At 51.1% G+C, this 26,050-nt stretch carries 25 protein-coding genes and 1 pseudogene; 25 read left to right on the top strand and 1 reads right to left on the bottom strand.

Annotation, left to right across the window (positions count from 1 at the left end):
• The first annotated feature begins 11 nt into the window (after positions 1 to 11).
• The 11 genes from rbfA (at position 12) to H503_RS0101280 (ending at position 10,430) form a co-directional block, all read left to right on the top strand.
• Positions 12 to 371, top strand: coding sequence for a 30S ribosome-binding factor RbfA (rbfA, locus tag H503_RS0101330; RefSeq protein WP_009015238.1), 360 nt, complete (start codon positions 12 to 14; stop codon positions 369 to 371).
• A complete protein-coding gene (locus H503_RS0101325) occupies positions 364 to 1,320 on the top strand; it encodes a DHH family phosphoesterase (protein ID WP_009015237.1) in 957 nt (318 codons plus the stop codon). Before rbfA ends, H503_RS0101325 begins: the two co-directional genes overlap by 8 nt.
• 1 nt (position 1,321) lies before the next feature.
• A complete protein-coding gene (truB, locus tag H503_RS0101320) occupies positions 1,322 to 2,188 on the top strand; it encodes a tRNA pseudouridine(55) synthase TruB (RefSeq protein ID WP_009015236.1) in 867 nt (288 codons plus the stop codon).
• A 9-nt stretch (positions 2,189 to 2,197) separates the two neighbouring features.
• Positions 2,198 to 3,136, top strand: a complete 939-nt coding sequence (locus H503_RS0101315; RefSeq protein ID WP_009015235.1) for a bifunctional riboflavin kinase/FAD synthetase — start codon at positions 2,198 to 2,200, stop codon at positions 3,134 to 3,136.
• Positions 3,137 to 3,245: 109 nt separating this feature from the next.
• The gene (gene rpsO, locus H503_RS0101310; RefSeq protein WP_009015234.1) at positions 3,246 to 3,512 is read left to right on the top strand and encodes a 30S ribosomal protein S15; all 267 of its coding nucleotides are present in this window, start codon (positions 3,246 to 3,248) and stop codon (positions 3,510 to 3,512) included.
• A gap of 131 nt (positions 3,513 to 3,643) precedes the next feature.
• Complete coding sequence (locus H503_RS0101305; protein WP_009015233.1) at positions 3,644 to 4,822, top strand: M20 family metallopeptidase; 1,179 nt, start codon at positions 3,644 to 3,646, stop codon at positions 4,820 to 4,822.
• Positions 4,819 to 5,559: a YoaK family protein gene (locus H503_RS0101300; RefSeq protein WP_009015232.1), complete on the top strand. Its 741-nt coding sequence runs from the start codon at positions 4,819 to 4,821 to the stop codon at positions 5,557 to 5,559. Before H503_RS0101305 ends, H503_RS0101300 begins: the two co-directional genes overlap by 4 nt.
• A 73-nt stretch (positions 5,560 to 5,632) precedes the next feature.
• Positions 5,633 to 6,271, top strand: a complete 639-nt coding sequence (locus tag H503_RS0101295; RefSeq protein ID WP_009015231.1) for an ABC transporter ATP-binding protein — start codon at positions 5,633 to 5,635, stop codon at positions 6,269 to 6,271.
• On the top strand, positions 6,268 to 7,059 hold the full coding sequence (locus H503_RS0101290) for an ABC transporter permease (RefSeq protein ID WP_016459450.1): 792 nt from the start codon (positions 6,268 to 6,270) through the stop codon (positions 7,057 to 7,059). Before H503_RS0101295 ends, H503_RS0101290 begins: the two co-directional genes overlap by 4 nt.
• 209 nt (positions 7,060 to 7,268) lie before the next feature.
• Positions 7,269 to 8,726, top strand: a complete 1,458-nt coding sequence (locus tag H503_RS0101285) for a nicotinate phosphoribosyltransferase (RefSeq protein WP_009015229.1) — start codon at positions 7,269 to 7,271, stop codon at positions 8,724 to 8,726.
• A gap of 720 nt (positions 8,727 to 9,446) precedes the next feature.
• Positions 9,447 to 10,430 carry a gamma-glutamyl-gamma-aminobutyrate hydrolase family protein gene (locus H503_RS0101280; RefSeq protein ID WP_009015228.1) on the top strand — a complete coding sequence of 328 codons (984 nt, stop codon included), beginning with the start codon at positions 9,447 to 9,449 and terminating at the stop codon, positions 10,428 to 10,430.
• A gap of 89 nt (positions 10,431 to 10,519) precedes the next feature.
• On the opposite strand, the gene H503_RS0101275 is transcribed toward H503_RS0101280, so the two are convergent.
• Positions 10,520 to 11,461, bottom strand: coding sequence for a LysR family transcriptional regulator (locus tag H503_RS0101275; RefSeq protein ID WP_026385390.1), 942 nt, complete (start codon positions 11,459 to 11,461; stop codon positions 10,520 to 10,522).
• Positions 11,462 to 11,738: 277 nt separating this feature from the next.
• On the opposite strand from H503_RS0101275, the gene H503_RS0101270 reads away from it, so the two are divergent.
• From H503_RS0101270 to H503_RS0101205, 14 genes and pseudogenes are all read left to right on the top strand, one after another.
• Positions 11,739 to 13,067: an enolase C-terminal domain-like protein gene (locus H503_RS0101270; RefSeq protein ID WP_009015226.1), complete on the top strand. Its 1,329-nt coding sequence runs from the start codon at positions 11,739 to 11,741 to the stop codon at positions 13,065 to 13,067.
• A 106-nt stretch (positions 13,068 to 13,173) separates the two neighbouring features.
• A complete protein-coding gene (locus tag H503_RS0101265; RefSeq protein WP_009015225.1) occupies positions 13,174 to 14,589 on the top strand; it encodes a GntP family permease in 1,416 nt (471 codons plus the stop codon).
• 63 nt (positions 14,590 to 14,652) lie between these two features.
• Positions 14,653 to 15,609, top strand: a complete 957-nt coding sequence (locus H503_RS0101260) for a hydroxyacid dehydrogenase (RefSeq protein WP_009015224.1) — start codon at positions 14,653 to 14,655, stop codon at positions 15,607 to 15,609.
• A gap of 50 nt (positions 15,610 to 15,659) precedes the next feature.
• On the top strand, positions 15,660 to 15,863 hold the full coding sequence (locus H503_RS0101255; RefSeq protein ID WP_026385389.1) for a 4Fe-4S dicluster domain-containing protein: 204 nt from the start codon (positions 15,660 to 15,662) through the stop codon (positions 15,861 to 15,863).
• On the top strand, positions 15,864 to 17,012 hold the full coding sequence (locus H503_RS0101250; RefSeq protein ID WP_009015222.1) for a 2-oxoacid:acceptor oxidoreductase subunit alpha: 1,149 nt from the start codon (positions 15,864 to 15,866) through the stop codon (positions 17,010 to 17,012).
• On the top strand, positions 17,012 to 17,827 hold the full coding sequence (locus H503_RS0101245; protein ID WP_009015221.1) for a thiamine pyrophosphate-dependent enzyme: 816 nt from the start codon (positions 17,012 to 17,014) through the stop codon (positions 17,825 to 17,827). Before H503_RS0101250 ends, H503_RS0101245 begins: the two co-directional genes overlap by 1 nt.
• A gap of 2 nt (positions 17,828 to 17,829) precedes the next feature.
• Positions 17,830 to 18,360 (top strand): 2-oxoacid:acceptor oxidoreductase family protein, encoded by a 531-nt coding sequence (locus H503_RS0101240; protein WP_016459453.1) that lies wholly within the window; start codon positions 17,830 to 17,832, stop codon positions 18,358 to 18,360.
• Positions 18,361 to 18,443: 83 nt separating this feature from the next.
• Entirely contained in the window at positions 18,444 to 20,138 is a 1,695-nt protein-coding gene (gene ilvD / locus H503_RS0101235) for a dihydroxy-acid dehydratase (protein ID WP_014128704.1), read from the top strand.
• 100 nt (positions 20,139 to 20,238) lie between these two features.
• A complete protein-coding gene (locus H503_RS0101230; protein ID WP_016459454.1) occupies positions 20,239 to 20,586 on the top strand; it encodes a VOC family protein in 348 nt (115 codons plus the stop codon).
• A gap of 111 nt (positions 20,587 to 20,697) precedes the next feature.
• The gene (locus tag H503_RS12915; protein WP_016459455.1) at positions 20,698 to 20,931 is read left to right on the top strand and encodes a nitroreductase family protein; all 234 of its coding nucleotides are present in this window, start codon (positions 20,698 to 20,700) and stop codon (positions 20,929 to 20,931) included.
• Positions 20,889 to 21,191, top strand: a pseudogene (locus H503_RS0101220) (nitroreductase family protein); the annotation flags it as partial. The gene H503_RS12915 and the pseudogene H503_RS0101220, both read left to right, overlap by 43 nt.
• Positions 21,192 to 21,217: 26 nt before the next feature.
• Complete coding sequence (locus H503_RS0101215) at positions 21,218 to 22,537, top strand: acetyl-CoA hydrolase/transferase family protein (RefSeq protein ID WP_009015216.1); 1,320 nt, start codon at positions 21,218 to 21,220, stop codon at positions 22,535 to 22,537.
• A 355-nt stretch (positions 22,538 to 22,892) separates the two neighbouring features.
• Positions 22,893 to 23,438, top strand: coding sequence for a flavodoxin family protein (locus H503_RS0101210; RefSeq protein WP_026385388.1), 546 nt, complete (start codon positions 22,893 to 22,895; stop codon positions 23,436 to 23,438).
• 953 nt (positions 23,439 to 24,391) lie between these two features.
• The gene (locus H503_RS0101205; protein WP_016459457.1) at positions 24,392 to 25,789 is read left to right on the top strand and encodes a hypothetical protein; all 1,398 of its coding nucleotides are present in this window, start codon (positions 24,392 to 24,394) and stop codon (positions 25,787 to 25,789) included.
• Positions 25,790 to 26,050: the final 261 nt, after the last annotated feature.

Raw genomic sequence — 26,050 nt, 5'->3', positions numbered from 1 at the left:
GGAGAAGTACTATGTCAAAATTACGGGCTGAAAAACTTCAGGCCCTGATCAAACAGGAATTGAGCAATATGCTGCTGCGTGAAGTCAAGGACCCGCGTGTAAAATTTGTTACCATTACGGGCGTTGAAGTCACAAATGAACTCAGCTATGCCAAGATCTATGTGAGCCTTTATGGCTCTGAAAAACAGCAGGAGGAGGCCTGGAAAGGCCTTCAGAGCTGCCTGGGATATTTCCGGACGGAAATTGCCAAACGCATCAAACTTCGGATGGCGCCCCATTTAAGCTTCCATAAAGATACGTCCATGGAATACTCGGCTCATATTGAGTCTATCCTGAAGGAAATCAAAGAGAAAGAAGACCATCATGAGTAAAAACGTGGGCTATCAGGAAACGTGGAATCTCATTATGACGGCTTCCCGCATTGCCATCGTCAGCCATATCGGCCCTGATGGGGATACGACGGGATCCGGGCTTGCCCTTGCTGAAGCACTCCGTCAAAAGGGAAAGACGGTGCACCTTCTTGTGGATGATGTCATTCCCCCGACCTATCGATTCATGCCCGGTGCGGATGGGTACCATCAGGTGGCGGAAGGGGAGACCATTCCCACGGATCTTACTGTTGTGGTTGATGCTAGCTCCAAGGACCGGATGGGGGCCAATGAAGCGGCCTTGTCATCTCCCATCCTCAACATCGATCACCATATTTCTAATACGCATTACGCCGACTACCTGCTCCTTGACCCAAAGGCAGCGGCAACCGGTGAGATCATTTATCGGCTCTTTAAGGAAAATCACGTTCCCATCAATAAAAACATGGCCATCTGCCTTTATACGGCAATTGTCACGGACTGCGGCTTCTTTAAGTATGGAAATACGACGCCGGCGTGCATGATGGCTGCCGCAGAGCTTCTGCCTTATGGCGTCCATCCCGACGAGATTTCCGATATCCTGGAGATGAAATCAAGGGAGACCATCGAACTGCTGGCCAAGGTCCTGCCGACGCTGACCTTCTATGAAGGTGGAAAGATCAGCACCTTGGAAATCCATCATGGCCTTTATCGAAAGGAGATTTCCACGGACAGCTTCATCTACTATCCACGCTATATTGAAGGCGTGGAAGTGGCCGTGGTCTTCAAGGCTGTGGAAGAAGATGAGACGCGGGTCAGCATGCGTTCTCGTTCGGTCGATGTCAGTCAGATTGCCCTTTCCTTTGGCGGCGGTGGGCACGTGAAAGCTGCGGGATGTACCATCAAAGCGCCTCTTCCCGAAGCCAAAGAATCATTGATCAAGGCCCTTTCGAAGGCCCTGCAAGGAGCCTAACATGGACGGCATCTTCAATGTGCTGAAACCACCGGGGATGACCAGTCACGATGTTGTTGGCGCCATGCGGAAGATCCTCCAAATGAAAAAAATCGGTCATGCAGGAACCCTTGATCCCATGGCTGCCGGTGTCTTACCTGTCTTTACTGGGCAGGCAACGCGCTTTTTGGAATATGCGGCCCATGACCGCAAGACCTACCGGGCGGAGCTGACCTTTGGCTTTCGTACCGATACGGGAGATTTGGAGGGAAAAGTCCTTGCGGAAAGTCCTGTTCGGGACCTTGATCTTGCTGAACTCAAGGAAACCCTCCAATCCTTTGTTGGGGAGGGCATGCAGGTTCCCCCCATGTATTCGGCAATCAGTGTGGGCGGCAAAAAACTCTATAAACTAGCCAGACAGGGGATTGTAGTGGAACGGGAGCCTCGACCCATTACCATCCATGATCTATCCCTTTTGACTTATCGGAAAAAGACCCTGCTCTTTGAAGTCACTTGTTCCAAGGGAACCTTTATCCGGACCCTGTGTGAGGATATTGCTAAAAAGCTTGCCATGGAAGGAACCATGAGTTTTCTTTTACGCACAAAAGTGGGGGACTTCACCTTGGAAAACGCTCATACCTTGGAGGAAATCCAGCAGGACCCCTATGGGACCGCTCTTTCATTGGATGTGGTGCTGCGTCATTTTCCGCATCGTGAGGTCAATGACATCCAAGCCCGCCGCATTGCCCAAGGGGTCGCCACGACGGTTCGCGGCATTGAAGAAGGACAACTTTATGTCATCGAGCGCAACGGTCATGAGGTCATTGGCCTTGCCCGTGCTAAACAAGGACGGCTGTGTCCCCATAAAATCATCTACATTCCGGAGTGATGGCGTACCATGCAAATCATAACAACATTGGATGAACTGAATCAGGCGGTGCTGCCGCCCTCGGCAGCGGCACTGGGAACCTTTGACGGACTCCATAGAGGGCATCAGAAGGTCATCCATACGACCAGGGCCTATGCGAAGGAGCATGGACTTTCTTCCTTGGTCTTTACCTTCAGCAATCATCCCTTGGCTTTTTTGAAGCCGGAAAAGGAACCGCCCCGGCTTCTTTCCAATCCCGATAAGATCGCTCTTCTTGAGGAAATGGGAATTGATATTCTCTGTAACATTCCCTTCACCCGGGAATTGGCAGATCTTTCCGCAGACGGATTTCTCACGCTCCTTGAAGACAAGGGCGTACGGGCCGTTGGGATTGGGACCAATTTCAGCTTTGGCGCCGGCGGTACCGGGAATGTGGACTTTTTGAACAAAGTCCATGAAAAGTATGAGCTCACCATCTTGACCAGTCCTCTTTTGACCTTGGATGGCTGCGTGATTTCCAGTACGCAGATCAGACGGGCCATTGGGGAGGGACAGATCCATAAAGCCAATTTCATGTTGGGACGGCCCTACGTAATCCATGGAACCGTCGTCCATGGGGATAAACGGGGCCGTACCCTGGGGTTCCCCACGGCTAATATCAGCCTTATGAATGCAAAGATTGCCATTCCCCAATATGGTGTCTATGCTGGTCTTGTCAAGGCCAAAGGCGCATGGTACAAAGCCATGCTCAATGTGGGCAACAATCCCACCTTTGATACGGAGGACATCCGGTTGGAAGCCCATCTGTTCGGCTTTGATCGCAATCTTTATGGTGAGACCATCACCGTGAAGCTGATGGAAAAAATTCGTGATGAAATCCGTTTTTCCTCGGCAGAACAGTTGATCCGGCAAATGGAAAAGGATAAAAAAGCGACGCTGCTCATGGATTTTAGTTGCGGCGGCTTCTAAACTATGATATACTACCAACGTGCCCACAAGGGCGAGCCATGACGCTGCCATGCGATCTCCGACGCTGGCTGCAGTTATCGGCATGATCTGTATTGAGGAGGAATTTATTATGTTGACACCTGCAAGAAAAAAAGAACTGATCGAAACCTACCGCATCAACGAAGCTGACACGGGATCCCCGGAAGTCCAGATTGCCATTCTTTCTGAACGCATCAGCTATCTGACAGAACACCTGAAGAACAACAAGAAAGACCATCATTCCCGTCGCGGTCTTCTGAAAATGGTTGGTCAGCGCCGCGGCCTTCTGAATTACCTCATGAAGAAGGATATCGAAAGATACCGCTCCATCGTTGAAAGACTGGGTCTTCGCAAATAATTTTGTACCTGAACCTGAAGCGTCACTGCAAACATCCGTTTGTGGTGACGTTTTTTTTGAGGGTTTGACAAGCGGAAGCAGCCTTTCTATACTTAGGAAAGAAGCAACAAGGAAAAGAGGGGGATTTTCCATTGGATACACAAAAAGAAGCCCTTTGGCACCTCATTGATGAACAAAAGGGGGTACTCATTTCGACGGCTGACGACATTTATGACCACCCTGAATGGGAAGGAAAGGAGGTCCATGCAGCTTCGCTGCTGACGGGCCTTTTGAAGGAAATGGGGTTTGCAGTGGAACTTGGCGTGGGCGGACTTCCAACCGCCTTTCGTGCACGGTACCAACATGAGGAGGGCGGGCCATCTATCGGCCTATTATGCGAATATGACGCACTTAAGGATTTTGGTCACGGCTGCGGCCATCATCTCCAAGGACCGGCCGTGATTGGAGCGGCCCATGCCTTGAAAGAAATCCTCACTGACCGTCCCTACCAGCTTGTCATTTACGGAACGCCAGCTGAAGAAAGCTTTGGCGGCAAGATCAATATGCTTGAAGCCGGTCTTTTCCAGGATATTGATGTCGCACTCATGATGCATGGCGGTCCTTACACCCAAACCGATGTCAAGAGCCTTGCCCTCAGTGAGATCCTTGCCACCTTCCATGGCAAATCCTCCCATGCGGCCATTGCACCCCACAAAGGGCGGTCGGCACTGGACGCCCTGCTTCTTGCCTTTAACGGAATCGAATATCTGCGCGAACATGTGCCTGACGATGTACGCATGCACTATACCATTGAAACCTTGCCCGGTCCCAATAATATCGTTCCCGATACAGCAGTCGGATCCTTCTGCCTTCGCTCTTATTCCCGGGAAGCCCTTGATGAAGTTGTAAGCCGCGTTCGCGATATCCTAAAGGGCGCGGCCCTTATGGCTGGTGTAACGGTTACTATGGTTGACCGTCCTTCTTTTGACGATAAACTGCCTGCACCAACCCTCAATGCCGTCATCATGGAAAATGCCAAGGCCTGCGGCGCTCCAGGGATTGCACCGCCTCGCGAAAAGACAGGTTCCACGGATTTTGGCAATGTCCTTCACCGCATGCCCGGCGCCTGCGCCCGCATCAAGTTCGTTCCGGAAGGCGCGGCAGCCCATTCCCAGGAATATTTGGATCATGGCAAGGATGACATGGGCCATGCCGCCATCCTATATGGTGCCAAGATTCTTGCAGGAACGGCTTATGACCTCATTTGCGGCAAGGATCTCATGGACCGGATCAAAGAAGATTTTCAAAAGGAGCTTACGAAACGCCAATGATACCCAATAAGAACACAGGCGGCTATTTTGCCACCCATTATGATGAAATCATCCACTGGCTCATGGCCTGCTATGCTGGCTTTGGCGGGATGTATTCCGTAGTGCTCCATGCCCGGAATTTTGTCAATGCCCAGACGGGAAACCTCATGAGCATTACGGAAGATTTTTTGGGCGGTGATTTTTTCTCCGTCATGACGAGGGTAGGGGCCCTCATCATGTTTGCCGCTGGGGTTGTGGTTTCTTTCCTGCTTTCCCAGAAAATCCAAAAAGATATGCGCAAAATCGTCATCTGCGTCAATGCCGTTGCCATAACCCTCGTAGCGCTCATGCCTCTTACTTGGGACCCCATTATGACCATCTATCCCATGATTTTTGCGGCTAGTTTTCAATGGGGAACTTTTTCCGAAGCCCAGGGCTATGCCAGTGCGACCATCTTTCTTTCAAATAACACGAAGCAGTCCGTACTTGCTTGGACCCAGTTTTTCATGACGAAGGACTGGAAATATTTCCACAAGGCCATTCTCTATACAGGAACCATCCTTTCCTTTATGGCTGGCTGCCTGGCAGCCGGATTTGCTGTCCTGCGGGAAGGCGTCTATGGAGCCTTTTATGGGTATGCCCTTCTTGTCATTGCCATGATCCTTGTCCATCTTTCCGACCGGTATGGCGGAACAGAAGAGGAAGAGGCCATGGATCGGATCAAAGAAGTGGAAGAAGAAGAAAAGATGCCCGTATGATGGTTCCTCCTATTTTCGTGCTCACTTGCAGAAAAAAGGATCTATTAAAAGGGAATAAAAGGGGATGACAGCAATGAACAATCCGATTTTATATTCTGATGATCAAATGACAGCTTTGGGAAGGATCGTGTACCCGGAAATCAAGATTGAACGAGGGACCATGACCTTCCTCATCGGACCCAGCGGCTGCGGCAAAAGTACCTATCTGCGTCTCCTTAACGGCACACTCCTGCCAGATAAAGGAACCGTCCGTTATGAGGGAAGGCCGCTTGCCAGCTATGACATCCTCAGCTATCGGAAAAAAGTACTTCGTGTACCTCAGGAACCTTTTTTATTTGAAGGTACCATCAAGGAAAACTTTGAAGCGTATTATGGGGTCCTGCGTGAAAAGCCGCCTTATCTGGATCAGATGCGGGAAGCTCTTCGGCGGGCCGCCCTCCCTATTTCCATCGAAACTGACTGCCGCAGTCTTTCTGGCGGGGAACGGCAGCGCGCTTATCTTGCCCTTTTTCTTTCTTTTTCCCCTGATGTTCTGCTGCTGGATGAACCCACTGCGTCCCTTGATGAAGATACAGCACGAACCCTGTTTCATTCTTTAAAGGAAGAAAGCCATCAGACGGGAAGGACCCTCTTATGTGTGTGCCATGATACCCACCTCACGCATGAATTTGCTGATGCCACGATTTTTCTAGCAGGAGGCCATGAAAAATGAACCTGTTCCTGATGCAGTTTCTGCAATTTTCGACGGTTTATCTCTTGCTCCTTTTGATCCTTTTTATTATGAAGCGGTGCCGCATTGAAAAGACAGGCCTGCTTCTTATGGCAAGCGCGAAGATGACCATCCAGCTCATCCTTTCAGGATGGGTCCTGACCTATCTTTTTGATAGACCCAACTCGTTATGGACCGGTCTTTATTTATTTGTCATGATGGCTTTTTCCATCCACCGCGTCCTATCCAAAAATCCGGGCCTTTCTCCTTCTTTCCGTTTTGTGATTGGGCTATCCATGACTCTAGGCGGGTTTTCCATTTTAGCCTTCTTTGTCATGGCTGTCGCAAGAAGATCTTTTTTTGACCCCCAGTATGTCATCCCTTTGGGCGGCATGCTCCTCGGTAATGCCATGAACAGCGTTTCCCTAGGCATCAAGACCTTTCGGGAGACCCTGGTGGGGCAGCAGGCCCGTATGGAAGCCTTGGCCTGCCTAGGCGCGGATAGTGGAGACATTCTCCAGCCATTTGTCATCAGAGCCCTTGAAACGGCCATGGTGCCGACGCTGAACTCCATGGTGGGCATGGGAATCGTATCCCTGCCGGGCATGATGACCGGGCAGATCCTTGCTGGGGCGCCTCCGCTTTTGGCCATTCTCTACCAGATCTCCATCATGATTGCCATTGCTTCCGTCGTTACCTTGACAAGTTTTGCCTCCCTTTATGCAGGAGCACGGACCCTTTACGATAAAAAGACACAGATGATTCGGCTCCCTGAAACAAAAGGGCACTGACTTGTCAGACGTGCAGTTTTTCAGATAATTGCCATGACTTTTTCTATGCAACATGATAAAATGAAACATATTGACGCTTGTCATGAGAACGGAATGGCCAACAGGCTGAGAGGGGACGCTTCTTCCCGCCCCCAAGACAAGCGGCTCATTATCAGAGGCCCACAAGGAATTCCCCTTCGTGGGCCAAAACCTTGGGAGGGTATGCACCAATGCAATCAGATGAACGAAATTTGTCCCTTGTTATGGATCTTTATGAAATGACCATGGCAAATGGCTATTTTAGTGATGGTCTGGACAAGATAAAGAAAGTCACTTTCGATGTCTTTTATCGAAACAATCCTGATAATGGCGGCTATGCCATCTTTGCTGGCCTGGAACAAGTGCTCGAACTGGTGAAGAATTTCCATTTCTCAAAGAGTGACGTAGCTTATTTCCGCAGCCTCCATCTGTTTAGCGAAGAATTCTTGACCTATCTTGAAAGCTATCATTTCCATGGCGATATCGATGCCCTGCCCGAAGGAACCGTCATGTATCCCCATGAACCCATCCTAACGGTTACCGCGCCCATGCTCGATGCCCAGTTGCTTGAAACCGCTATCCTTGCGGAAATCAATCATCAGTCCCTCATTGCGACAAAGACGAACCGGATTGTCCGTGCGGCCCAGGGCCGCGTTGTATCTGACTTTGGTGCACGCCGGGCCCACAACATGGATGCAGCTGTCTACGGAGCCCGTGCCGCTTATATTGGCGGGGCCAATGGGACCGCAACCGTCTTTGCAGGCAAGGAATTTGGCATTCCCGTAGGCGGTACCATGGCCCACAGCTGGGTGATGTACTTTGATGACGAATTTGAAGCCTTCAAAAAATATGCGGAGATCTACCCGGATAATGTGGTCCTTCTCATTGATACGTATGACGTCATCCATTCCGGTCTGCCCAATGCTATCCGGACGGCAAAGGAAATCCTTCATCCCATGGGCAAACGGCTCAAAGGCGTGCGCATTGATTCTGGGGACCTGGCTTACCTTTCCAAACGGGTCCGCAAGATCCTTGATGATGAAGGGCTCCATGACTGTCAAATTGTGGCTTCAAACAGCCTTGATGAATATACCATTCGGTCCATCCTTGATCAGGGCGGACGCATCGATTCCTTTGGCGTTGGTGAACGCCTCATTACCGCTAAAAGCGATCCGGTCTTCGGTGCGGTTTATAAGCTGGTTGCTGTCGAAAACCAAGACAAGACCTGGACGCCGCGCATCAAGGTTTCTGAATCCATTGAAAAGATTACGAATCCTGGCCGGAAGGACCTGTACCGTATCTATAACAGCAATGGCAAGGCCCTTTGTGATCTCATTGCCTGCGAGGGTGAAACGGTTGACCTTTCGGCGCCCTTCCGCTATGTCGATCCCAAGGAACCTTGGCGTCTCCGTCACTATACAAACTGCACGGCCAAAGCCCTCAAGGTTCCCGTTGTCCGTGACGGCAAGGTAATCTATCAAACACCAAGCCTTGACGCAATCCGTGAGTTTGTGCGGCATCAGCTGACCGAAGAAATCTGGGAGGAAGAACAACGCTTTGAAAATCCGCATCCTCACTTCATGGATATGACGCCAGCCTACTACGAAGAAAAAATGCAGGTCTTGGCTCAATCGAGAAAAGGCCGCTAAAAACGTTGCCCTGTCCTTATGAGGACAGGGTTTTCTTTTTTCTTTATCAAGCGACTTGAGGATAAAGAGGGGACTTCCCGAATTGCTTCTAAGACGGAGTCGGGGATAGGCCGATTGCAGTTCTTTCATTATAATGGCGATATCGCACCGGCCGCAAGATAAATGTCCCCGCTGATTACCATTCCCTTTATCATTTCTTCTTCCGTTCGGCCCACGAGGGAAAGGATTTCTTCGCGCGGGGCTGTAGGAGCCGGCGTGCTTCGGTGAGAATCAGGCCTTTTTTTGCCGCGCGGAAAAAGCGCTTCCCCAGTTCGTGTTCCAGTTCCAGAAGGGGCCTTGATAAGGTAAGCTCGTCAAATGATGGAATGATGCTGCTTTGGTTATGTTTTCTTCTCGGGCAGCCGCCAAGAAGCAGCGTAGGGATTGCGGCTTCATATACTTCATATAACTTTCTTAAGGATCGAAAAACGTATGATAAAGGACGTAACCATCATTTCGTCGATTATATTCTTTTCTTTTACTGAAACAAAGAGACGATGAGTGGGGGGGGAAGAGGAACCTTCAGCCGTGGGTATCAACGTTAGAAGCCAGTGAATCGATGAAATGATTTCAAGAATCGATGCAGATTGATTCAAAGCTGTCTTTTTTTTGACTTCTTTTCAGCGTCTTGATACACTGGAATCAGTTACTTAAACGGAATACAGAAAGGAGTAGGAAAAGATGAAAAAATGGAGTCATGTTTTATCTGCGGCGATTCTTACGGTAGGAATTTGCCTAGGCTATGGGCAGGAAGCCCAGGCCATGGTGGGCGGAAAACCGGTCATTGGAATTTCCTGGAAAAGTCCTAAACAGGCAAAATCGTATGAGGCTTTCAAAAAGATCATTACAATGGCCGGTGGAATTCCTGTCGAACTGGATCAGATCAAAAGCACGGACGTTACCTACGCCGCCGATGGAACGGTGGACAAGGCCTATGTGGAACCTTCTGGGATGCTGAAACAGGCGTATGCTGATAAAATTCGCCATGATGGATTCGAACGGACCAATATCCAGACTGTGATGCAGGGAATCGACGGTGTGTTTGGAACGGGTGGGGAAGACATCAGTCCCTCCCTGTATAAAGTACCGGAGACAGAAAAAAATCACGGTGAAACAATCAATGCGGCCCGGGATATTTCTGACTATGCATTGCAGGACTACTGCCGCCGTCATGACATTCCCGTTCTTAACGTATGCCGCAGCGAACAGATGATGGGCATTGTGTACGGCGTCACCTTCATTCAAGATATTCCTGATTATTACAAGACACAGGGCGTCAAGGCCTATAAGGAAATCCATCGCATGGCGCCGGGAACGCCCAATCGCGATTACACCCATCATGCAATCCGTATCCTGCCCGTGAACAGCAAGTTACGCAGCATTGTAGGGGACGATACGTTTGACAAGGTTTCTTCTTGGCATCATCAGAATATCCTTTCCGTTGCAGGAACGGGTCTCATCCAGACGGCAGAATATACCGATCAGGGACTGAGCCTTGTCGAGGGCGTTGAAGATCCTCATCGCAAATTTGCAGTTGGGCTTCAATTCCATCCGGAAAATGATATCAAGCAAGTTGTCCTGAACCATAAGGACCCAAAAGGCTATGCTGATGTTGACATCTGTCTTGCTTTCTTTAAGGCGTTGATCGCTGCTTCCCAAAAATAAGGACAACATAAAATGCCCGCTCCACTGAAATGTACCCTCTTTACTGGACACCCAGTAAGGAGGGTACATTTCACAAGGAGCGTTTTTTTTTACTTTTGATTTGTCAGGAGCGGGTCTTTTTCAGTGAAATACCTAACAATCAGCTCTTTATAGCAGGCCATGGCCTTGCTGACGTAGGTATCTTTTTTGTGGACCGTACACATTTCCCACAAGGGATCGCCGGGAATTCGGTAAAACGCCACATCGTCCTTGCCGCGGATATAGCCCGCCGAGGTGATGGTACAGGCAAGACCGCTTGCCACGATCTTTAACAGGGCGCGGATGCTGCCTGATTCAAAAAGGACATAGGGACAGATCTTAGCTGCCCCGAGGATCCGGTTGATGAGGCTTCGCATGGTCGATTCCTTGTAGATGAGCACAAAGGGCAGCTCCTTGATTGCTGATAGGTCCATATAGGGAAGGTCTTCCAAATAGGTCCCTACAGGCGCCGCGTCCTTGGCCAGGGGATGCTTCCGCGGCAGGCACAGGAGCAGGGGCTCATAGCGGATGTGGTCATACTGCAGATCGGCCAGTTTCTGCTGCTCCGAAAGCGTGACAAGTCCCAGGTCAACATAGCCTTGGGCAATCTGGAGCTGCTGGTTATGGACGCGCATTTCGTGAGGCTCCACGATGATGCCGGGAAACTGACGGTGGAAGGCAGGGTATGTGGCAACAAACATATCAAGGCCGCGCTCCCGAGAAAAGGTAAAGGAAAGATGGCCTAAGTTGTCTTGAGCAAGGTCGTTGATGATGTTGTAGGCTTCCCTTTTTTCAATGAGCATCTGCCGGCCATATTTTAGATAGACCTTTCCTGCATCCGTTGGCGTAAGGTCGTGCTTTCTGCGGTAAAACAGCTTGATGCCCAAGGCATTTTCCAGTTTGAGAAGCTGCTGGTTGAGGGCGGACTGGGTCACAAAAAGTTGCTCGGCTGCCCGTGTGATATTCCCCGTTTCTGCAATCTTGACAATGTATTCAATCTGTTTTAGGTCCATGGATGCCTCCTTGGGCACGTATGCCCGCCTTTAAAAAGGGGAGAGCTGCCGACATGTATCGTTTCATGCAGGGTAGGCTCTTTTTTAGAAATTAGGTTAACTTTTAATTAGAATTTCTTAGAATAATTCTAAAAACAAACAATTTGAATTATAGTACCATGGACCGTACAATAAAGTCAACGAGAGAATCTTAAAAAGATTCTAAAATAACTGAAAACACTTATTTCAGGATGGGCATCTGTAACAAGGTGCATAACACGAAGGAGGAAAAAGCGTAATGGTTCCTGTGATTACCAAAATGGAAGTATATCCTGTTGCCGGTCACGACAGCATGCTGCTCAATCTCAGCGGAGGTCATGCCCCATACTTTACCCGCAACATCGTAATTCTGACGGACAGCGAAGGCAATACAGGGGTAGGGGAAGTTCCGGGAGGGCCCAAGATCACGACAGCCCTTGAAAATGTGAGCGATATTGTTGTAGGGACGAAAGTCTCGGATTACCGCAATACGCTTCTTAAGGTCCAGGCTGAACTTGATAAGAGCGGTGAAAAGGATGAACGCGGCGCCCAGACCTTCGACCTTCGTACAGGTGTCCACGTCCTGACGGCCATTGAGGCTCCTTGCCTTGACCTTTTGGGCAAAGCACTCGATATGCCGGTCTGCCGTCTTCTTGGCGCCGGTCAGCAACGTGATTTTGTCCGCTTCCTGGGTTACCTGTTCTTTGTTGGCGACCGTAAGAAAACTGATCTGCCTTATCAGTCCGAAGAAGATTCCGACTGCGAATGGTATCGTCTCCGCAATGAAGAAGCCATCGATGCCGAACATGTTGTGGCCTTGTGCAAAGCCGCCAAGAATAAATATGGTTTCAAGGATTTCAAACTAAAAGGCGGAGTCCTGCGCGGTGACGAAGAGATGAAAGTCATCAAAGCCATGAAGAAGGCTTTCCCTGATGCCCGTATGGACCTTGATCCCAACGGCGCTTGGCATCTTGATGATGCCGTCCGCTATGTAGCGGATATGCACGGCATATTGACCTACTGTGAAGATCCCTGCGGAGCCGAAGACGGTTATTCCGGCCGCGAAATCATGAGCGAATTCCGCCGCCGCACTGGTTTTCCGACGGCAACGAACATGATTGCTACGGATTGGCGTCAAGTCGGTCACTCCCTGGAAAGCCAAGCGGTCGACATTATCCTTGCTGATCCCCATTTCTGGACCATGAATGGTTCCGTCCGTGTGGCCCAAATGTGCCACGAATTCGGCTATACCTGGGGCAGCCACTCCAACAACCACTTCGATATTTCCCTTGCCATGTGCGTCCATGTCGGTGCTGCCGTACCGGGTGAATACAATGCCCTGGATACGCACTGGATCTGGCAGGAAGGTCGTGAACGCTTGACCAAGGAGCCGCTCAAGATTGCGAACGGCGGGATCAAGGTCCCGGATAAACCGGGCCTGGGCGTTGAAATCGACCGTGACCAGGTGATGAAAGCCCATGAACTTTACAAGAAACATTGCTTGGGCGCTCGCAATGACGCCATCACCATGCAGTACCTGATTCCGGGCTGGAAATTTGATGCCAAGTCTCCGTGCCTTGTTCGCTGATTAAAAAAGACCTGCCGAGGTGAGGCGGCAAGTCGAACGGGAAAGGAGTGAGGCCTTTCCCGTTTCATCCAAGTAAAAAAGAAAATATGTGAGGGAGTTTCAAAAAATGGCAGAATCTACACGGATGCTCCTGGGCTTAAGCCTTGGCATCATAACCATGATCATCTTGGTTGCCAAAACCAAGGTCCATAGTTTCATTGCAATGCTCTTAGCTGCCCTGATTACAGGCATTATCGGCGGCATGCCGATCGTGACCGTCAAAGCAGCTGATGGAAAGACCATCGTTGGTGTCATCAATGCCATTACCACGGGCTTTGGCAACACCCTGTCAAGCACGGGCATCATCATTGGCCTTGGCGTCATGATGGGCGCCATTCTGGAAAAATCCGGCGCAGCCGAACGTCTTGCTGTAAGCTTCATCAAGGCCGTAGGCAAGGGCAATGAAGAATGGGCCCTAGGCGTAACGGGCTGGGTGGTTTCCATTCCAGTTTTTGCTGACTCGGCTGTCGTTATGCTCTGCCCGCTCTGCAAGGCCATTTCCAAGGTGACGGGCAAATCCGTCATCGGCTTGGGACTAGCCCTTGCCTGCGGGCTCCAGCTGACCCACGTCCTTGTACCGCCCACCCCAGGACCTTTGACGGCGGCGGGCATGCTTGGCGTTGACGTTGGTCAGATGATTGCCGGCGGTGCGCTCTTGACGATTCCCATGCTGATTGTGGTCGTACCGTATTGCATGTGGATTGGAAAGAAAATCTATCAAGTCGTCAATGAGGACGATGAATATGTTCGCCCCAGTAAAGATGGCGACGTGAAACGGGCATCAACGGATCTTTTGGACCAGTTCCTGAATCGGGACGACCTGCCCGGTTTCTGGATTTCCGCAGCGCCGATTGTGGTTCCACTCTTCCTGATCCTCTTAAAGACCGTTCTTGACCTTGCTGGCGTCGATAAGGCAGCTGCTTATTATCCGGCCCTGGCTCTATTTGGGAGTCCTATCGTGGCGCTGATGATTGGCTGCCTGATCGCCATCTATGGATTGATGCCGGAGCGAAAGACCAAGGAAGTCCTTGATATCATGAATGAAGGCATCAAGGATACAGGGCTCATCATGCTCATTACGGGTGTGGGCGGCTCCCTGGGCTATGTTGTCCGTGCTTCTGGTATTGGCAGTGTCCTCGGTAAGATGGTTGTGGGACTTCCCATTCCGGCTGTCCTCATTCCCTTTTGCATTGCAGCCCTGATGCGAATTGTCCTGGGCTCTGCCACGGTTGCCATCGTCACGGCGGCTTCGCTGACCATGCCGCTTATGGGCCAGCTGACCATCAGCCCGCTGCTTATGGCCATGAGCTGCTGCGTCGGTGCCATTTCCTTCGGCTATTTTACGGATTCCGGATTCTGGGTATGGAACGGGATGTTTGGTGTTTCTGACCTTAAGGAACAGCTTGCCTGCAAAACGGCTGTTTCCATGATCATGGCGGGTGTGGGGCTTGTAGAGCTGCTCGTCATCCAGTTCTTTCTGTAAGTCAAATCAAGGGAAAAGCATTTGCTTTTCCCTTTCCTGTAAGACAGGGGAGGCGATTTATCCATGTATAAGATCTTGATTCCAAAAGCCCTGAAAGAGTCGGCGCGTACGTTCCTTACGGATAAAGGCTATGAACTCGTCGAACTTCAAGGCACGGATGAAGAAACCATGAAAAAGGCAATCAGCGACGTTGATGCCGTCATTGCCCGTACGGAAAAATATACACCTGCTGTCATTAAAGCCGCTAGGAACCTCAAGATCATTGCCCGTTACGGCATTGGCTACGAAAACATCAATCTTGAGGCCTGCGACAAAAAAGGCGTTACCGTGACGCTCGCCCGTGGGTGCAACACCTATTCCGTGGCTGAGCATGCCATTACGCTCATGCTCGCCGCCCTGCGCCAGATTTCACAGCTTGACCGGGAAGTCCGCAAAGGGGATTGGAAGAGCCGTGACCGTGTAGAAACTCACGAAGCCCGCGGCAAGGTCTTTGGTTCTATTGGCATTGGGCCCATTGGTATGGAGGCCGTCAAGATTGCTCATTTTGGGTTTCAGATGAAGATCCTTGTCTATGATAAATTTGTGGACCAGTCGAAGTTCCCGGATTGGATCGAATTTACGAACACCTTGGACGACCTGATGGAGCGCAGCGATGTGGTATCGCCCCATCTGCCCCTTAACAAGGGAACGTTCCATATCCTAAATGAAGAGAGTATTTCCCATATGAAACGCGGCGGTATACTCCTGAATGTTTCCCGCGGTGCCATCTGGGATGAAAAAGCTGTCTATCAGGCTTTGCAGGAGGGACGGATCGGAGCCGCGGCCGGAGACGTTTTTGAAACGGAACCGCCGACGCCGGACAATCCACTTTTTGCACTGCCAAACTTCATCGGGACGCCGCATACAGCGGCCCTTAGTGAAGAAGCTGTTACTGCGGTTGCCATGAATTGTGCTCATGCCATTGATGATCTCTTTTCTGGTAAAGAGCCGCTTTATATCATCAATCATCCGACCCGCTGAGGGCTGGGGTGCTGTTAACTGTCCTCTAGGGGGACAATCTGTATGGAGGGATGACCATGGAAGGAAAGTTTCTCATCAAGATCAACACAAAGTTCTGCAAGCAATGCGGAATCTGCTCTGCCCTGTGTCCGAAACAGGTCTTTGATCAGGAAGTAGGCAAACCGCCTGTTGCCGCGCGTGCTGACGTATGCATTGGCTGCAAGATGTGCGCCATGCGTTGCCCGGACTTTGCTATTGATGTGGAGGGAAAGTAAATGGGAAAAACTGTCAAGAAATTTATGGAAGGCAATGATGCCATGGTGGCCGGCGCCATCGCTGCCGGTGCTCGTTTCTATGCGGGCTATCCGATTTCCCCGAGTTCGGAAGTCGCTAAGGGAGCTGCCAAGGAACTGCCCCGTCACGGCGGTGTCTATATCCAAATGGAAGATGAAATCAGCTCCATGGCTGCCCTGTGCGGGGCTTCCCTTGCTGGGAAGAAAGCCTTTACGGCAACCAGCGGTCCTGGCTTCTCCCTGATGCAGGAAAACCTCGGCCTTGCTGTCATGAGTGAACTGCCCTGCGTCGTTTATGATGTACAGCGCAGCGGTCCTTCGACGGGGGCTGCCACGAAACCGGCCCAAGGGGACCTCATGCAGGCCCGCTATGGGACCCATGGGGATCACAGCATCATTGCCCTGGCTCCGTCTTCCGTCCAGGATTGCTATGATCTTTCCATTACGGCGTTCAACCTTGCTGAGAAATATCGCACGCCGGTCATTTTCTTGGCTGATGAAGTCATTGGCCACCTCCGTGAAACGGTCCGCATCCGCAAACCGGAACCGGAAGAAATCATTGACCGCAAAGCGCCTGCAAAGGGAACGGCTCAAAAAGACTTCCATCCCTATGACTATTCCTCCGATGTGCCCGCTCCCATGGTTGGTGCCGGAGACCGAGACCTCCTTATGAGAACGACGGGTTCCACCCATGATGAAAAAGGTGAATTCAGACCGACGCCGGAAAATATTAACCGCGTAACCCATTATCTCATTGATAAGATTGAAAATCATACTGATGATATCACCATCACCCGTGAATATCAGATGGAAGATGCAGATACGGTCATCATCTCCTTTGGCTGCTCTGTCCGCAGCTCCCGTACAGCCGTCGATCTGCTCCGTAAGGAAGGCGTCAAAGCAGGGATGCTGCAGCTTGTAACCGTGTGGCCCATGCCGGAAAAAGCCATCCGCAAAGCCCTTCAGCAGGCAAAGACCGTTGTCGTTGCCGAACTCAACATGGGTCAGCTGGCTGGTGAAGTCCGCAAATACAATGACTATGGTGCCAGGGTTGTTCAAGCAAACCGCACCGATGGCGTCCTCATTACCCCGGAGGAAGTTGTAAGCGCTGTTAAAGGAGGTCGGGAATAATGAAGTCCTACAAGGATTATATGCTCTTTGATAAATTGCCGCAGACCTGGTGCGCCGGCTGCAGCCACGGCATTGTGCTCCAGTCCATTGCCGCTGTCATGGCTGAACTGGAAGTGGATAAGCACGACATGGCCCTTGTCAGCGGGATTGGCTGCTTTGGCCGTGTTGATGACTACCTGGACATCAACTGCATGCACGTGACGCACGGCCGTGCCCTTGCGGCCGCAACCGGGGTTGCCCTTGGCAATCCGAACCTCAATGTCCTTGTCACCATGGGTGACGGCGACGGCACGACCATCGGCGGCAACCACCTCATCCATGCGGCCCGCCGCAACATCAATGTGACGGCCATCATTTCCAATAACTATAACTATGGCCAGACCGGCGGCCAGTATTCCGCCACGACGCCGACCCACAGCATTACCCAGACCTCTCCTTATGGCCATGTTGAACAGGCTTTTGATATCTGCCAGCTTGCCATTGCCGCAGGAGCCAGCTACGTTGGCCGTGCCACGGCCTATAACCCCCTCATGATCCGCAAGCTCATCAAGGAAGGAATGCAGGTCAAAGGGTTCTCCCTCATTGAAGTCATGAGTGCCTGCCCGACCCACTATGGGAAATTCAATAAACTAGGTGAAGCTTCCCGCATGCTCAAGCTCATGAACGAGCAGAGCGTCACCGTCAGCCAGGCGGCGAAACTGTCTCCGGAAGAGCTGAAAGGGAAACTCGTTGTGGGCTGCCTGAAGAACGAACCGCGGGATGATTACTATACGGAATATGCCCGGATCATTGAAGCCCAGAAAGTTGAGGATTGAAGATGAAAAAAGAAATCGTTTTGAGTGGTGTCGGCGGACAAGGGGTTGTTTCTGTTGGCGAAGTCATGGGTCTTGCAGCTTCCCTTTATGAAGAAAACCTGAACGCAACTATGTCGGCGTCCTATGGTTCCGAAGCTCGCGGAACCTTCACGAAAACGGATGTCATCATAAGCGATGGGGAAATCGGCTATCCGAATGTTGCTTCCCCGGATATCATCCTCTGCCTGGCCCAGGTTGCCTACGACCGTTATGTTGACGCTTTCCGTGATGACACAATCGTCTTTTATGACAGCGAGGAAGTTACGCCAAAGGCGGGCGCCAAAGGTGAACATATCGGTTTTCCGTATCGCAGTGAAGCCATTGCCCTTGGCAGTATCCAAAGCGCCAATTTCGTTGCCCTGGGAACCATGAGCAAAAAGACGGGACTTTTGGGTGCTGAAGGCTGCCTTAAAGCTATCGAAGACCGTTTCGGCGGCAAGAAGAAAGTGGTAGAATCGAACCAAAAGGCCTTCAAGCGAGGCCTTGAACTGTAATCGCTGATCAAACAAGCGGCGATCGAGCAATTAGAAAAGGAAGAGGAAGGGCATGCGCCTTTCCTTAGAAAGAGGGATTCCCCATGAGTGACAAAGAAGAATTGCGTTACAAGGACGAGCGAAGCGGTATCCTTGTCAATGGAGTGGGGCGCAGCGGAAACCGGGCACTGCTTTACAGCATGGGTCTCGAGGAAGATGATTTCCGCAAACCCATGATTGGGATTGCTAACTCCTTTAGTGAACTCGTCCCTGGCCATATCCATCTCCGTGAACTGGCCCGGGATGTAAGCGATGGTATCCTTGAAGGCGGCGGGATTCCCCGCGAATTCGACACCATTGCCCTTTGCGATGGCCTCTGCCAAGGCCACTGCGGTATGCGCTACTCCCTGCCGAGCCGTGAGATCATTGCCGACTCCGTAGAAGCTGTTGTCGAAGGCAACCAGCTTGACGGTGTCGTGCTCATCGCCAGCTGCGACAAGATTGTACCGGGGATGATGATGGCGGCAGCCCGCTTGTCCATCCCGGCTATTGTCGTAACGGGCGGCCCTATGATTGCCGGTAAATGCAATGGCAGGACCAATATCTGCCTGAGCAACCTGCGCGAATTTGTCGGTGAATATCAGGTCGGCAAGATGACCTATGATGAACTTCGCAAGATGGAAATGGCATCGCTTCCGACGGTGGGTTCCTGCTCCATGTTCGGGACGGCCAATACCATGAGTGCCTTGGCCGAAGTCCTGGGCCTCACCCTGCCCTTTATGGGTACTTGCCCGGCTGTCGCGTCGGAAAAACGGCGCCTTGCCCGTGCCAGCGGCAAACGCATCGTAAAGATGGTTAAAGAAGGCCTTTCCACGGATAAGATCCTTACCAAAGAAGCTTTCCTCAATGGCATCAAGGCTGTCATGGCCCTTGGCGCTTCTACAAACTCCGTCCTGCATCTGATGGCCATTTCCCATGAAGCCCATGCGGACATCACCCTTGATGACTTTGACCGGATCAGCCGGCAGGTACCCTATCTGTGCAACCTGCGTCCGTCCGGCGCCTATGCTGTGGATGTGCTCCATGATAACGGCGGTATTCCTGCCGTCCTAAAGGCCATCCAGGATAAGATTGATGATTCCCAGATCACGGTCACGGGTCACTCCATCAAGGAAGTGCTGGAAGCCCAACCCCTTGTGGAAAATGATGTCATTTATCCTCGGTCGGCACCGAAAAACAAGCAGGGCGGCATTGCTATCCTCCATGGCAACCTGGCTCCTGATGGCGCTGTCGTCAAGGCCAGTGGTGTCAAACCGTCCATGCACCAGTTCACGGGCAAGGCCCGCGTCTTTAACAGCATGGAAGACTCCATTACGGCCATTGAAAACGGCGAAATCCATGCTGGCGAAGTCATTGTCCTGCGCTATGAAGGCCCGAAAGGCGGCCCTGGCATGCGGGAAATGTTCCTTGTCACGGCCCTTCTTGTGGGACGCGGCATGGATGAAAGCACGGCCCTTATTACAGACGGGCGTTTTTCCGGGTCGACCCGTGGGCCCTGCATTGGTCATATTTCTCCGGAAGCGGCCGCTGGCGGTCCCATTGGCCTTATTGAAGACGGCGATATCATTCACATCGATATCCCGAACCGCTCACTGACTGTGGATCTTTCTGACGAGGAACTGGCCGCGCGGCGTAAACACTTTACCCCTGTTGTGAAGGCAACGTCTCCGCTCCTTAAGAAATACTCAGCCCTTGTATCTTCTGCGGATAAAGGAGCCATCCTCCATACCCATGATTGATTTTGATCAGGGACTTTCCTTACGGCCTATGGTACAATAGGGGAGTACCTTGTCATGACAAGGCCCAATGACTATGCTCAAATGAGGAGGAATGCCCACCATGGCAGTAACCTATCGACTGAAACATGTTGGCATCAATTGTGAAAATGAGGCCGAGGCCAAAAAGCTTGTCAGTCTTTTGTGCCATCTCTTCAACATGGAAACCGGCCACGAAAACGATACCCATACCTTTGTTTCCACGGCTTTTGAAGTGATGAAGCATAACCAGATCGGAACGCACGGGCACATTGCTCTCCAGACCGATGATGTTGAGGCGGCCATGAAAGACCTCGCCTCTAAAGGCATCACCTTCAAAGAAAATACCATTCGAAGAAATGAAGAAGGAAAGATTACCTTTATCTACCTTGATGGTGATATTGCAGGTTTTTCCTTCCATCTGACGGTCTAAGCCATCCCCCTCTTATCCTTGGACCGTCTGAAACCCTTCTTTACACGCAACTCTAGGCAGCATGCTGTCTAGAGTTGCGGCGTATCTGGGAAAAGCAAAAAGGAGACCTTGATGGACATTTTTGAGAGTCGGACCAGTGTCCGGGCATTTACGGACGAACCTGTGGCCAAAAGTCAGGTGATGGCACTTCTTCGCGCCGCCATGCTGGCGCCTTCGGCGTGCAACCAGCAGCCTTGGCGGTTTTACGTCATTTATGACAAAAGCTTCAACAGGCGCTTTGTGATACCAGCCCCTACGCGGCATTTGGCGCAAAGGCCCCGGTCCTTATTGTCATCACCTATGTGACTGACTGCATCGTTTCTGAATTTGCTCCCATCGATGCCTCCTGTGCCGCGGAAAACCTCTGGCTCAAGACCGCAGAACTGGGGCTTGGCGGAACATTGATGGGCGTTTATCCAAGACGCGAGCGAGCCCTTGCCGTAAAAAAACTCCTTGGCCTTCCTGTTAAGGAAGAGGCCTTTGCCCTTTTTGCTTTGGGGCACCCTCAAAAGACGCGGAGCGCCGAAGACCGTTGGCATCCTGAATGGATCCATGAAAGAAGGTAAATTCAGTTCCTGAAAGGAGTATCGTTATGCTTGAAAAATATCGCAGTAAAGTTGTGACCGCTGACAAAGCGGCAGAAGCCATTAAAAGCGGCGACTGGGTTGATTTTGGTTTTGGCTCCGGCTTCCCGGAACTGATGGATGCCGCCCTTGCTAAAAGAAAGGGGGCCGTAACGGATGTCAAGATCCGCGGCGGTCTTGTCTACCGGCCATCCATTGCCGTCGTTGAATGCGACCCGGACCACGAAAGCTTTGATTACTACAGCTGGCATTTGGGAAACGCGGAACGCAAGTACTTCTCGGCTGGACAGATCCATTTTGCTCCCATGTTGCTTCGCCTTTTGCCGCAGATGTACCGTGAATACCTAACCGTTGACGTCGCCTGCATTCCGGTCTCCAAGCCTGATGAAAATGGCTGCTGCGGATTGGGTCTTGCCAGCTATGCCTGGAAGACCATCATGAAAAAAGCCCGGACCGTCATATTTGAAGTCAATGAACACATGCCGACTCTTCAGGGTGTGGATGGTTCTCACCGCGTGAGCCTTGACGACGCTGATCTCATCGTCGAAGGGGAACACGCACCGCTTGCTGCCAACAAGTACCGTACACCGTCGGAAGCGGACATCAAGATTGCTGAATATGTCGTCAATGAAATCCCAAATGGCGCCACCTTGTCCCTTGGTGTGGGAACGGTTCCCTTTACCATTGCCGAGATGCTCGCAAAATCCGATAAGGAAGATCTGGGCTGCCATACGGGAACCATCAGCGATGCCTTCCTGATGCTCTATCAAGCCGGGAAACTGACGGGTCGCAGGAAGGAAATCAATACCGGTCTTGCCGCATGGAACCTTGCAAGCGGCAGTGCGGAACTTTATCAGTGGCTGAACGATCGCCCGGATCTTTTCTATCCTGCCGATGTGGACTATATCCACAACCCGCGCAACATGGAAAAACTGTCAAACTTCATTAGTATCAATGGCGGTGTCCAGCTTGACCTCATGGGACAGGAAAATGCTGAATCTGTCGGAACCCGCCAGCTTTCCGGTACGGGCGGCCAGCTGGACTTTCTCGAAGGGGCTTTCCTTTCTCCGGGCGGGGCGGGTTATATTTGCATCAATTCGGCCCGCAAAGATAAGAAAGGGCAGCTTCATTCCAATATTCTTGCTTCCATTCCTGCCGGAAGTACCATTTCCGCACCGCGCGGCCTCATCCAAAATGTCGCTACCGAATACGGCGTGGCCCATCTCACAGGCCTTACCTTGAAAGAAAGGGCCTATGCCATGATTTCCGTCGCTCATCCAGCCTTTAGGGACGAACTGAAGGCTTATGCCGACGCAACCTTTAAATAAGAAATAGCAAAAGGCACGGGGCCGATAAGAAGTGATTCTTATCGGCTCCTTTTGGATGTCGTCTTGCAGAACATACTCCTGATAACACAGCTTTCACACTGTCGTTAGGGCCTTACGGTGTTTTCCCTTCTGGTCTTTTAGCCTCACAGCATCCCAGCTTCACGGCATCAAAGCAGTGCCTTTATGGCTTTAGCAGCATGAGCTTTTTCGTGCATTTTTCGTCGAATCGGAGCGATTTTGGTTCTGATAAAAAATATCATAGCTTTTACGCATGGAATTCCCTACATCATAAGTATTGGAAGGGATGTCCCTTTCTCGTTATACTGAAAGAAAAGAAGAAAGGAAGCATGCCCTTATGACGAAAAAAGTCCTCATCATTTCAAGTTCCCTTCGCAAAGGGGGAAATTCTGAAACGCTTTGTGATGCCTTTCAAAAAGGCGCGGAAGAAGCGGGATATCAGGTGGAAAAAGTGAGCCTTGCCGGAAAGCAACTGGCATTTTGCCAAGGCTGTCTTTCCTGTCAGGAAACGCGGCACTGCATCCTTCATGATGATGCGGAAGCCATTACGGCAGAAATGAAAGCAAGTGATGTGATTGTCTTTGCTTCTCCTGTCTACTACTATGGCCTGACAGGTCAGCTAAAGACCCTTCTTGACCGGGCCAATCCGTTATTTGCGTCAGATTACAAGTTCCGTGACATTTATTTTCTTACAAGCGCTGCGGAAGAGGGAGCAAAGACGCCGTCAAGATCCATCACAAGTCTGGAAGGCTGGATTGAATGCTTTCCCAAAGCGCACCTTACAGGCACCGTCTTTGCGGGCGGCGTAACGCGTGTCGGCGACATTAAAGGTCACCCGGCCCTAAAAAAAGCCTATGACATGGGACGTTCCCTTGGAGAATAAGGGATGGGGAGAGGCTGTGAAAAATGATTTGTTCATTTTTTCACGGCTTTTTTTTGGAAAAATGGGAAGAGGTGGCACATGGGGTTCTTAAAAAAGTACAGAAAACACGTAGGAATTGTTTCACAATCGCGGTACGATTTTCTTTTGTGCTAACAAGGGACGTGCACGATAAAAGTTATTGCGGCATTTGGTCATTTTTCCTACGTGTTTTGCCTTAGCGCTCGGTGCGCAGCATCAATCCGCCTTACCAAGGCGGGGAACCATCAAGTGGGATCATGACATGACCTCCTTTATGGTGGTGGATGATGAGACTGGTTTTTGCCCGACGTTTCCTTGCGAGCGGGAACAAGGCAGATTCGCCCGGAGTTTCGAAGGATGCTTTTGGAGCGAAGCGGAATGACGATGAACATGTTTGAGGGCGAATTAAGTTTTAGCTTGATAGCTAGAGCCGTAGGCTCGTGACAGCTGGACCGCTTGCTACCCTGTATTAACTCGGCGTGATTTATGTTACGTAGACTGCGCTTTTTTCCTCACGATTTTTTATTTCCATTTGCTTTTTTTAAATAGGGCATAGACGTGGTCAGCGGCTAAGAGCACCCGGCTTCATCGACGACGGCATACGGTTTGTGTATAGCGAGGAGATTGAGGTTGTGGGCGACAACGCTGCTGGCTGCGTATAGGTCCATAGGCTGAAAAAGCCTCTTGCCTGATAAGCTGGGCGCTGGAAGTGACGACACGTGGTTAGGAGGAAAAGCACCCAGGCACCAACTGTCCCCAAACGTGAGATGGCCCATTGTACGATAGGCCATGAGCCCCTTGCCTCAGATCAATATGTCCTATAGCAAAGGGTTCACGTATGTTCAACAAATCAGAGCGATTTTTGCTCTGACTAAAAAAGGTTCTTCATCCCGCCTTCACTTCATTCCCTTATGATAGAATCCGAGGTGATTGCCATGAAAAAAATGACAGCGGCCGTATTGGCGGCCCTTCTTATGAGTCCCCTAGGGACATCTTTTTATGCTGCGTGTGAAGCGGCAAGTACGGACCTGCGTGTTTCCAGTGCCTCTTCACAGCCACTGCCGCCTAGTCCTCCGCCGGATGGAATGCCCCCGCAAGGAATGCCGCCGCAAGGGGGAATGGGCGGCTTCAATCCACCGCAAACGGTGATGCAGGGAACTGCGAAGGTGACCGTAACTAAGGCGCAAACCCTTACGGAAAAGACCTATACCTCCACAGGGAGCAATGAAAATGCCCTGCGCGTCAAAGGTGCCACAGTCACGCTAAAAAGCAGCAAAATCGAAAAATTGGGCGGCACTTCGTCTTCTACGGAAGGCGGCGACTTCTACGGCATGAATGCAGCTGTTTTGGCAACGGATGGGGCAGCGCTTACTGTGGAAGATACAGCCATTACGTCAAACGCACCCAATGGCAACGCCCTTTTTAGCTACGGCAAAGGTACGAAAGTATCGGCACAAAATGTCACCATCCATACGACAGGACGCAATTCCGGCGGTCTTCAGACAACAGGCGGAGCCAGCATGAAGGCCGTTGACGTAAAGGTCTTGACAGAGGGAGATTCCGCTGCGGCCATTCGTTCCGACCGAGGGGGCGGAACGGTCCGCGTTACTGGCGGCACGTTTGAGACCAAGGGACATGGATCCCCGGCCATCTACTCCACAGCAGATATTGCCGTAACAGGAGCGGCTTTGCGTGCGGCCCATTCTGAAGGGGCCGTTATTGAAGGCAAAAATAGTATTTCCCTTACGGACTGCAGTTTGGAAGGCGCCATGGATGAATCGCGCCTGATGGGCCCTAAAACAATCCAAGAAGAAAATACGCAGGGAATCATGATCTATCAATCCATGAGCGGCGATGCGGAAGAAGGCAAGAGTACTTTTTCCATGGTCGGGGGATCCCTTATGGTTCATAAAGGCGATGTCATTTATGTAACCAACACGAAATGCCGTATTTTCCTGGACCATGTGGACATTAAGCAGGAGGAGGCCCAAAAAGCCCTTATCCGTGTCTCGGGTAACAGCGCCTCGAGGGGCTGGGGGAAAGCTGGTGTCAATGGAGGAGATGCTGTCATTACGACCAAGGACCAGACTCTTTCCGGCCGCATTGTGACCGATACCATTTCCAAACTGGACCTCACTTTGGGGGCGGGAAGCACTTTTACGGGTTCGACCCAAATTGAAGAAAATCGTGCGGCGTCAAAAGCGGACGGCACCCTTTCTGTGACCGTTGAAAAAGGCGCCGTGTGGGACCTGACAGAAGACTCCGTTGTGACGCAGCTTGTCAATCACGGCACCATCCATAAAAACGGCCATACCTTGACCGTTAAGAAATGAAAGTGATAGGGGATTGATGCAGACGCCTAAACCTGCAAGCAGGAAGGCTAAAGCTGCCTGTGATAACTAGCTGAAAGGCCCAACGCACGGCGCCAAACCATCCCTCTTCAAGAGAGGGCGCCGAATATATTTTTCGATAACACGGTTTTGCGGTCTGCCTGGCCAGCAGAGCTTGTGCCTACGGACAGCCTTGAATCATCGAAAAATGCCCCTTGCTCCTTCTCGTGTGTAGACGTCTTACCAAAATCGCTCCATGAAGGG

This window comes from Acidaminococcus intestini DSM 21505, from assembly GCF_000425045.1.
GTDB classification, from domain to species: domain Bacteria; phylum Bacillota; class Negativicutes; order Acidaminococcales; family Acidaminococcaceae; genus Acidaminococcus; species Acidaminococcus intestini.
This window is presented reverse-complemented; position numbering and strand designations above follow the sequence as displayed.

Bases quoted from the DNA above. Each gene is read 5' to 3' on its own strand.
- H503_RS0101265 (WP_009015225.1), top strand. From the start codon at position 13,174: ATGGCAGAATCTACACGGATGCTCCTGGGCTTAAGCCTTGGCATCATA.
- H503_RS0101325 (WP_009015237.1), top strand. From the start codon at position 364: ATGAGTAAAAACGTGGGCTATCAGGAAACGTGGAATCTCATTATGACG.
- H503_RS0101295 (WP_009015231.1), top strand. From the start codon at position 5,633: ATGAACAATCCGATTTTATATTCTGATGATCAAATGACAGCTTTGGGA.
- H503_RS0101300 (WP_009015232.1), top strand. From the start codon at position 4,819: ATGATACCCAATAAGAACACAGGCGGCTATTTTGCCACCCATTATGAT.
- H503_RS0101260 (WP_009015224.1), top strand. From the start codon at position 14,653: ATGTATAAGATCTTGATTCCAAAAGCCCTGAAAGAGTCGGCGCGTACG.
- ilvD (WP_014128704.1), top strand. From the start codon at position 18,444: ATGAGTGACAAAGAAGAATTGCGTTACAAGGACGAGCGAAGCGGTATC.
- H503_RS0101280 (WP_009015228.1), top strand. From the start codon at position 9,447: ATGAAAAAATGGAGTCATGTTTTATCTGCGGCGATTCTTACGGTAGGA.
- H503_RS0101315 (WP_009015235.1), top strand. From the start codon at position 2,198: ATGCAAATCATAACAACATTGGATGAACTGAATCAGGCGGTGCTGCCG.
- rpsO (WP_009015234.1), top strand. From the start codon at position 3,246: ATGTTGACACCTGCAAGAAAAAAAGAACTGATCGAAACCTACCGCATC.
- H503_RS0101255 (WP_026385389.1), top strand. From the start codon at position 15,660: ATGACCATGGAAGGAAAGTTTCTCATCAAGATCAACACAAAGTTCTGC.
- H503_RS0101285 (WP_009015229.1), top strand. From the start codon at position 7,269: ATGCAATCAGATGAACGAAATTTGTCCCTTGTTATGGATCTTTATGAA.
- H503_RS0101205 (WP_016459457.1), top strand. From the start codon at position 24,392: ATGAAAAAAATGACAGCGGCCGTATTGGCGGCCCTTCTTATGAGTCCC.
- H503_RS0101290 (WP_016459450.1), top strand. From the start codon at position 6,268: ATGAACCTGTTCCTGATGCAGTTTCTGCAATTTTCGACGGTTTATCTC.
- rbfA (WP_009015238.1), top strand. From the start codon at position 12: ATGTCAAAATTACGGGCTGAAAAACTTCAGGCCCTGATCAAACAGGAA.
- H503_RS12915 (WP_016459455.1), top strand. From the start codon at position 20,698: ATGGACATTTTTGAGAGTCGGACCAGTGTCCGGGCATTTACGGACGAA.
- H503_RS0101240 (WP_016459453.1), top strand. From the start codon at position 17,830: ATGAAAAAAGAAATCGTTTTGAGTGGTGTCGGCGGACAAGGGGTTGTT.
- truB (WP_009015236.1), top strand. From the start codon at position 1,322: ATGGACGGCATCTTCAATGTGCTGAAACCACCGGGGATGACCAGTCAC.
- H503_RS0101230 (WP_016459454.1), top strand. From the start codon at position 20,239: ATGGCAGTAACCTATCGACTGAAACATGTTGGCATCAATTGTGAAAAT.
- H503_RS0101270 (WP_009015226.1), top strand. From the start codon at position 11,739: ATGGTTCCTGTGATTACCAAAATGGAAGTATATCCTGTTGCCGGTCAC.
- H503_RS0101250 (WP_009015222.1), top strand. From the start codon at position 15,864: ATGGGAAAAACTGTCAAGAAATTTATGGAAGGCAATGATGCCATGGTG.
- H503_RS0101210 (WP_026385388.1), top strand. From the start codon at position 22,893: ATGACGAAAAAAGTCCTCATCATTTCAAGTTCCCTTCGCAAAGGGGGA.
- H503_RS0101245 (WP_009015221.1), top strand. From the start codon at position 17,012: ATGAAGTCCTACAAGGATTATATGCTCTTTGATAAATTGCCGCAGACC.
- H503_RS0101275 (WP_026385390.1), bottom strand. From the start codon at position 11,461: ATGGACCTAAAACAGATTGAATACATTGTCAAGATTGCAGAAACGGGG.
- H503_RS0101215 (WP_009015216.1), top strand. From the start codon at position 21,218: ATGCTTGAAAAATATCGCAGTAAAGTTGTGACCGCTGACAAAGCGGCA.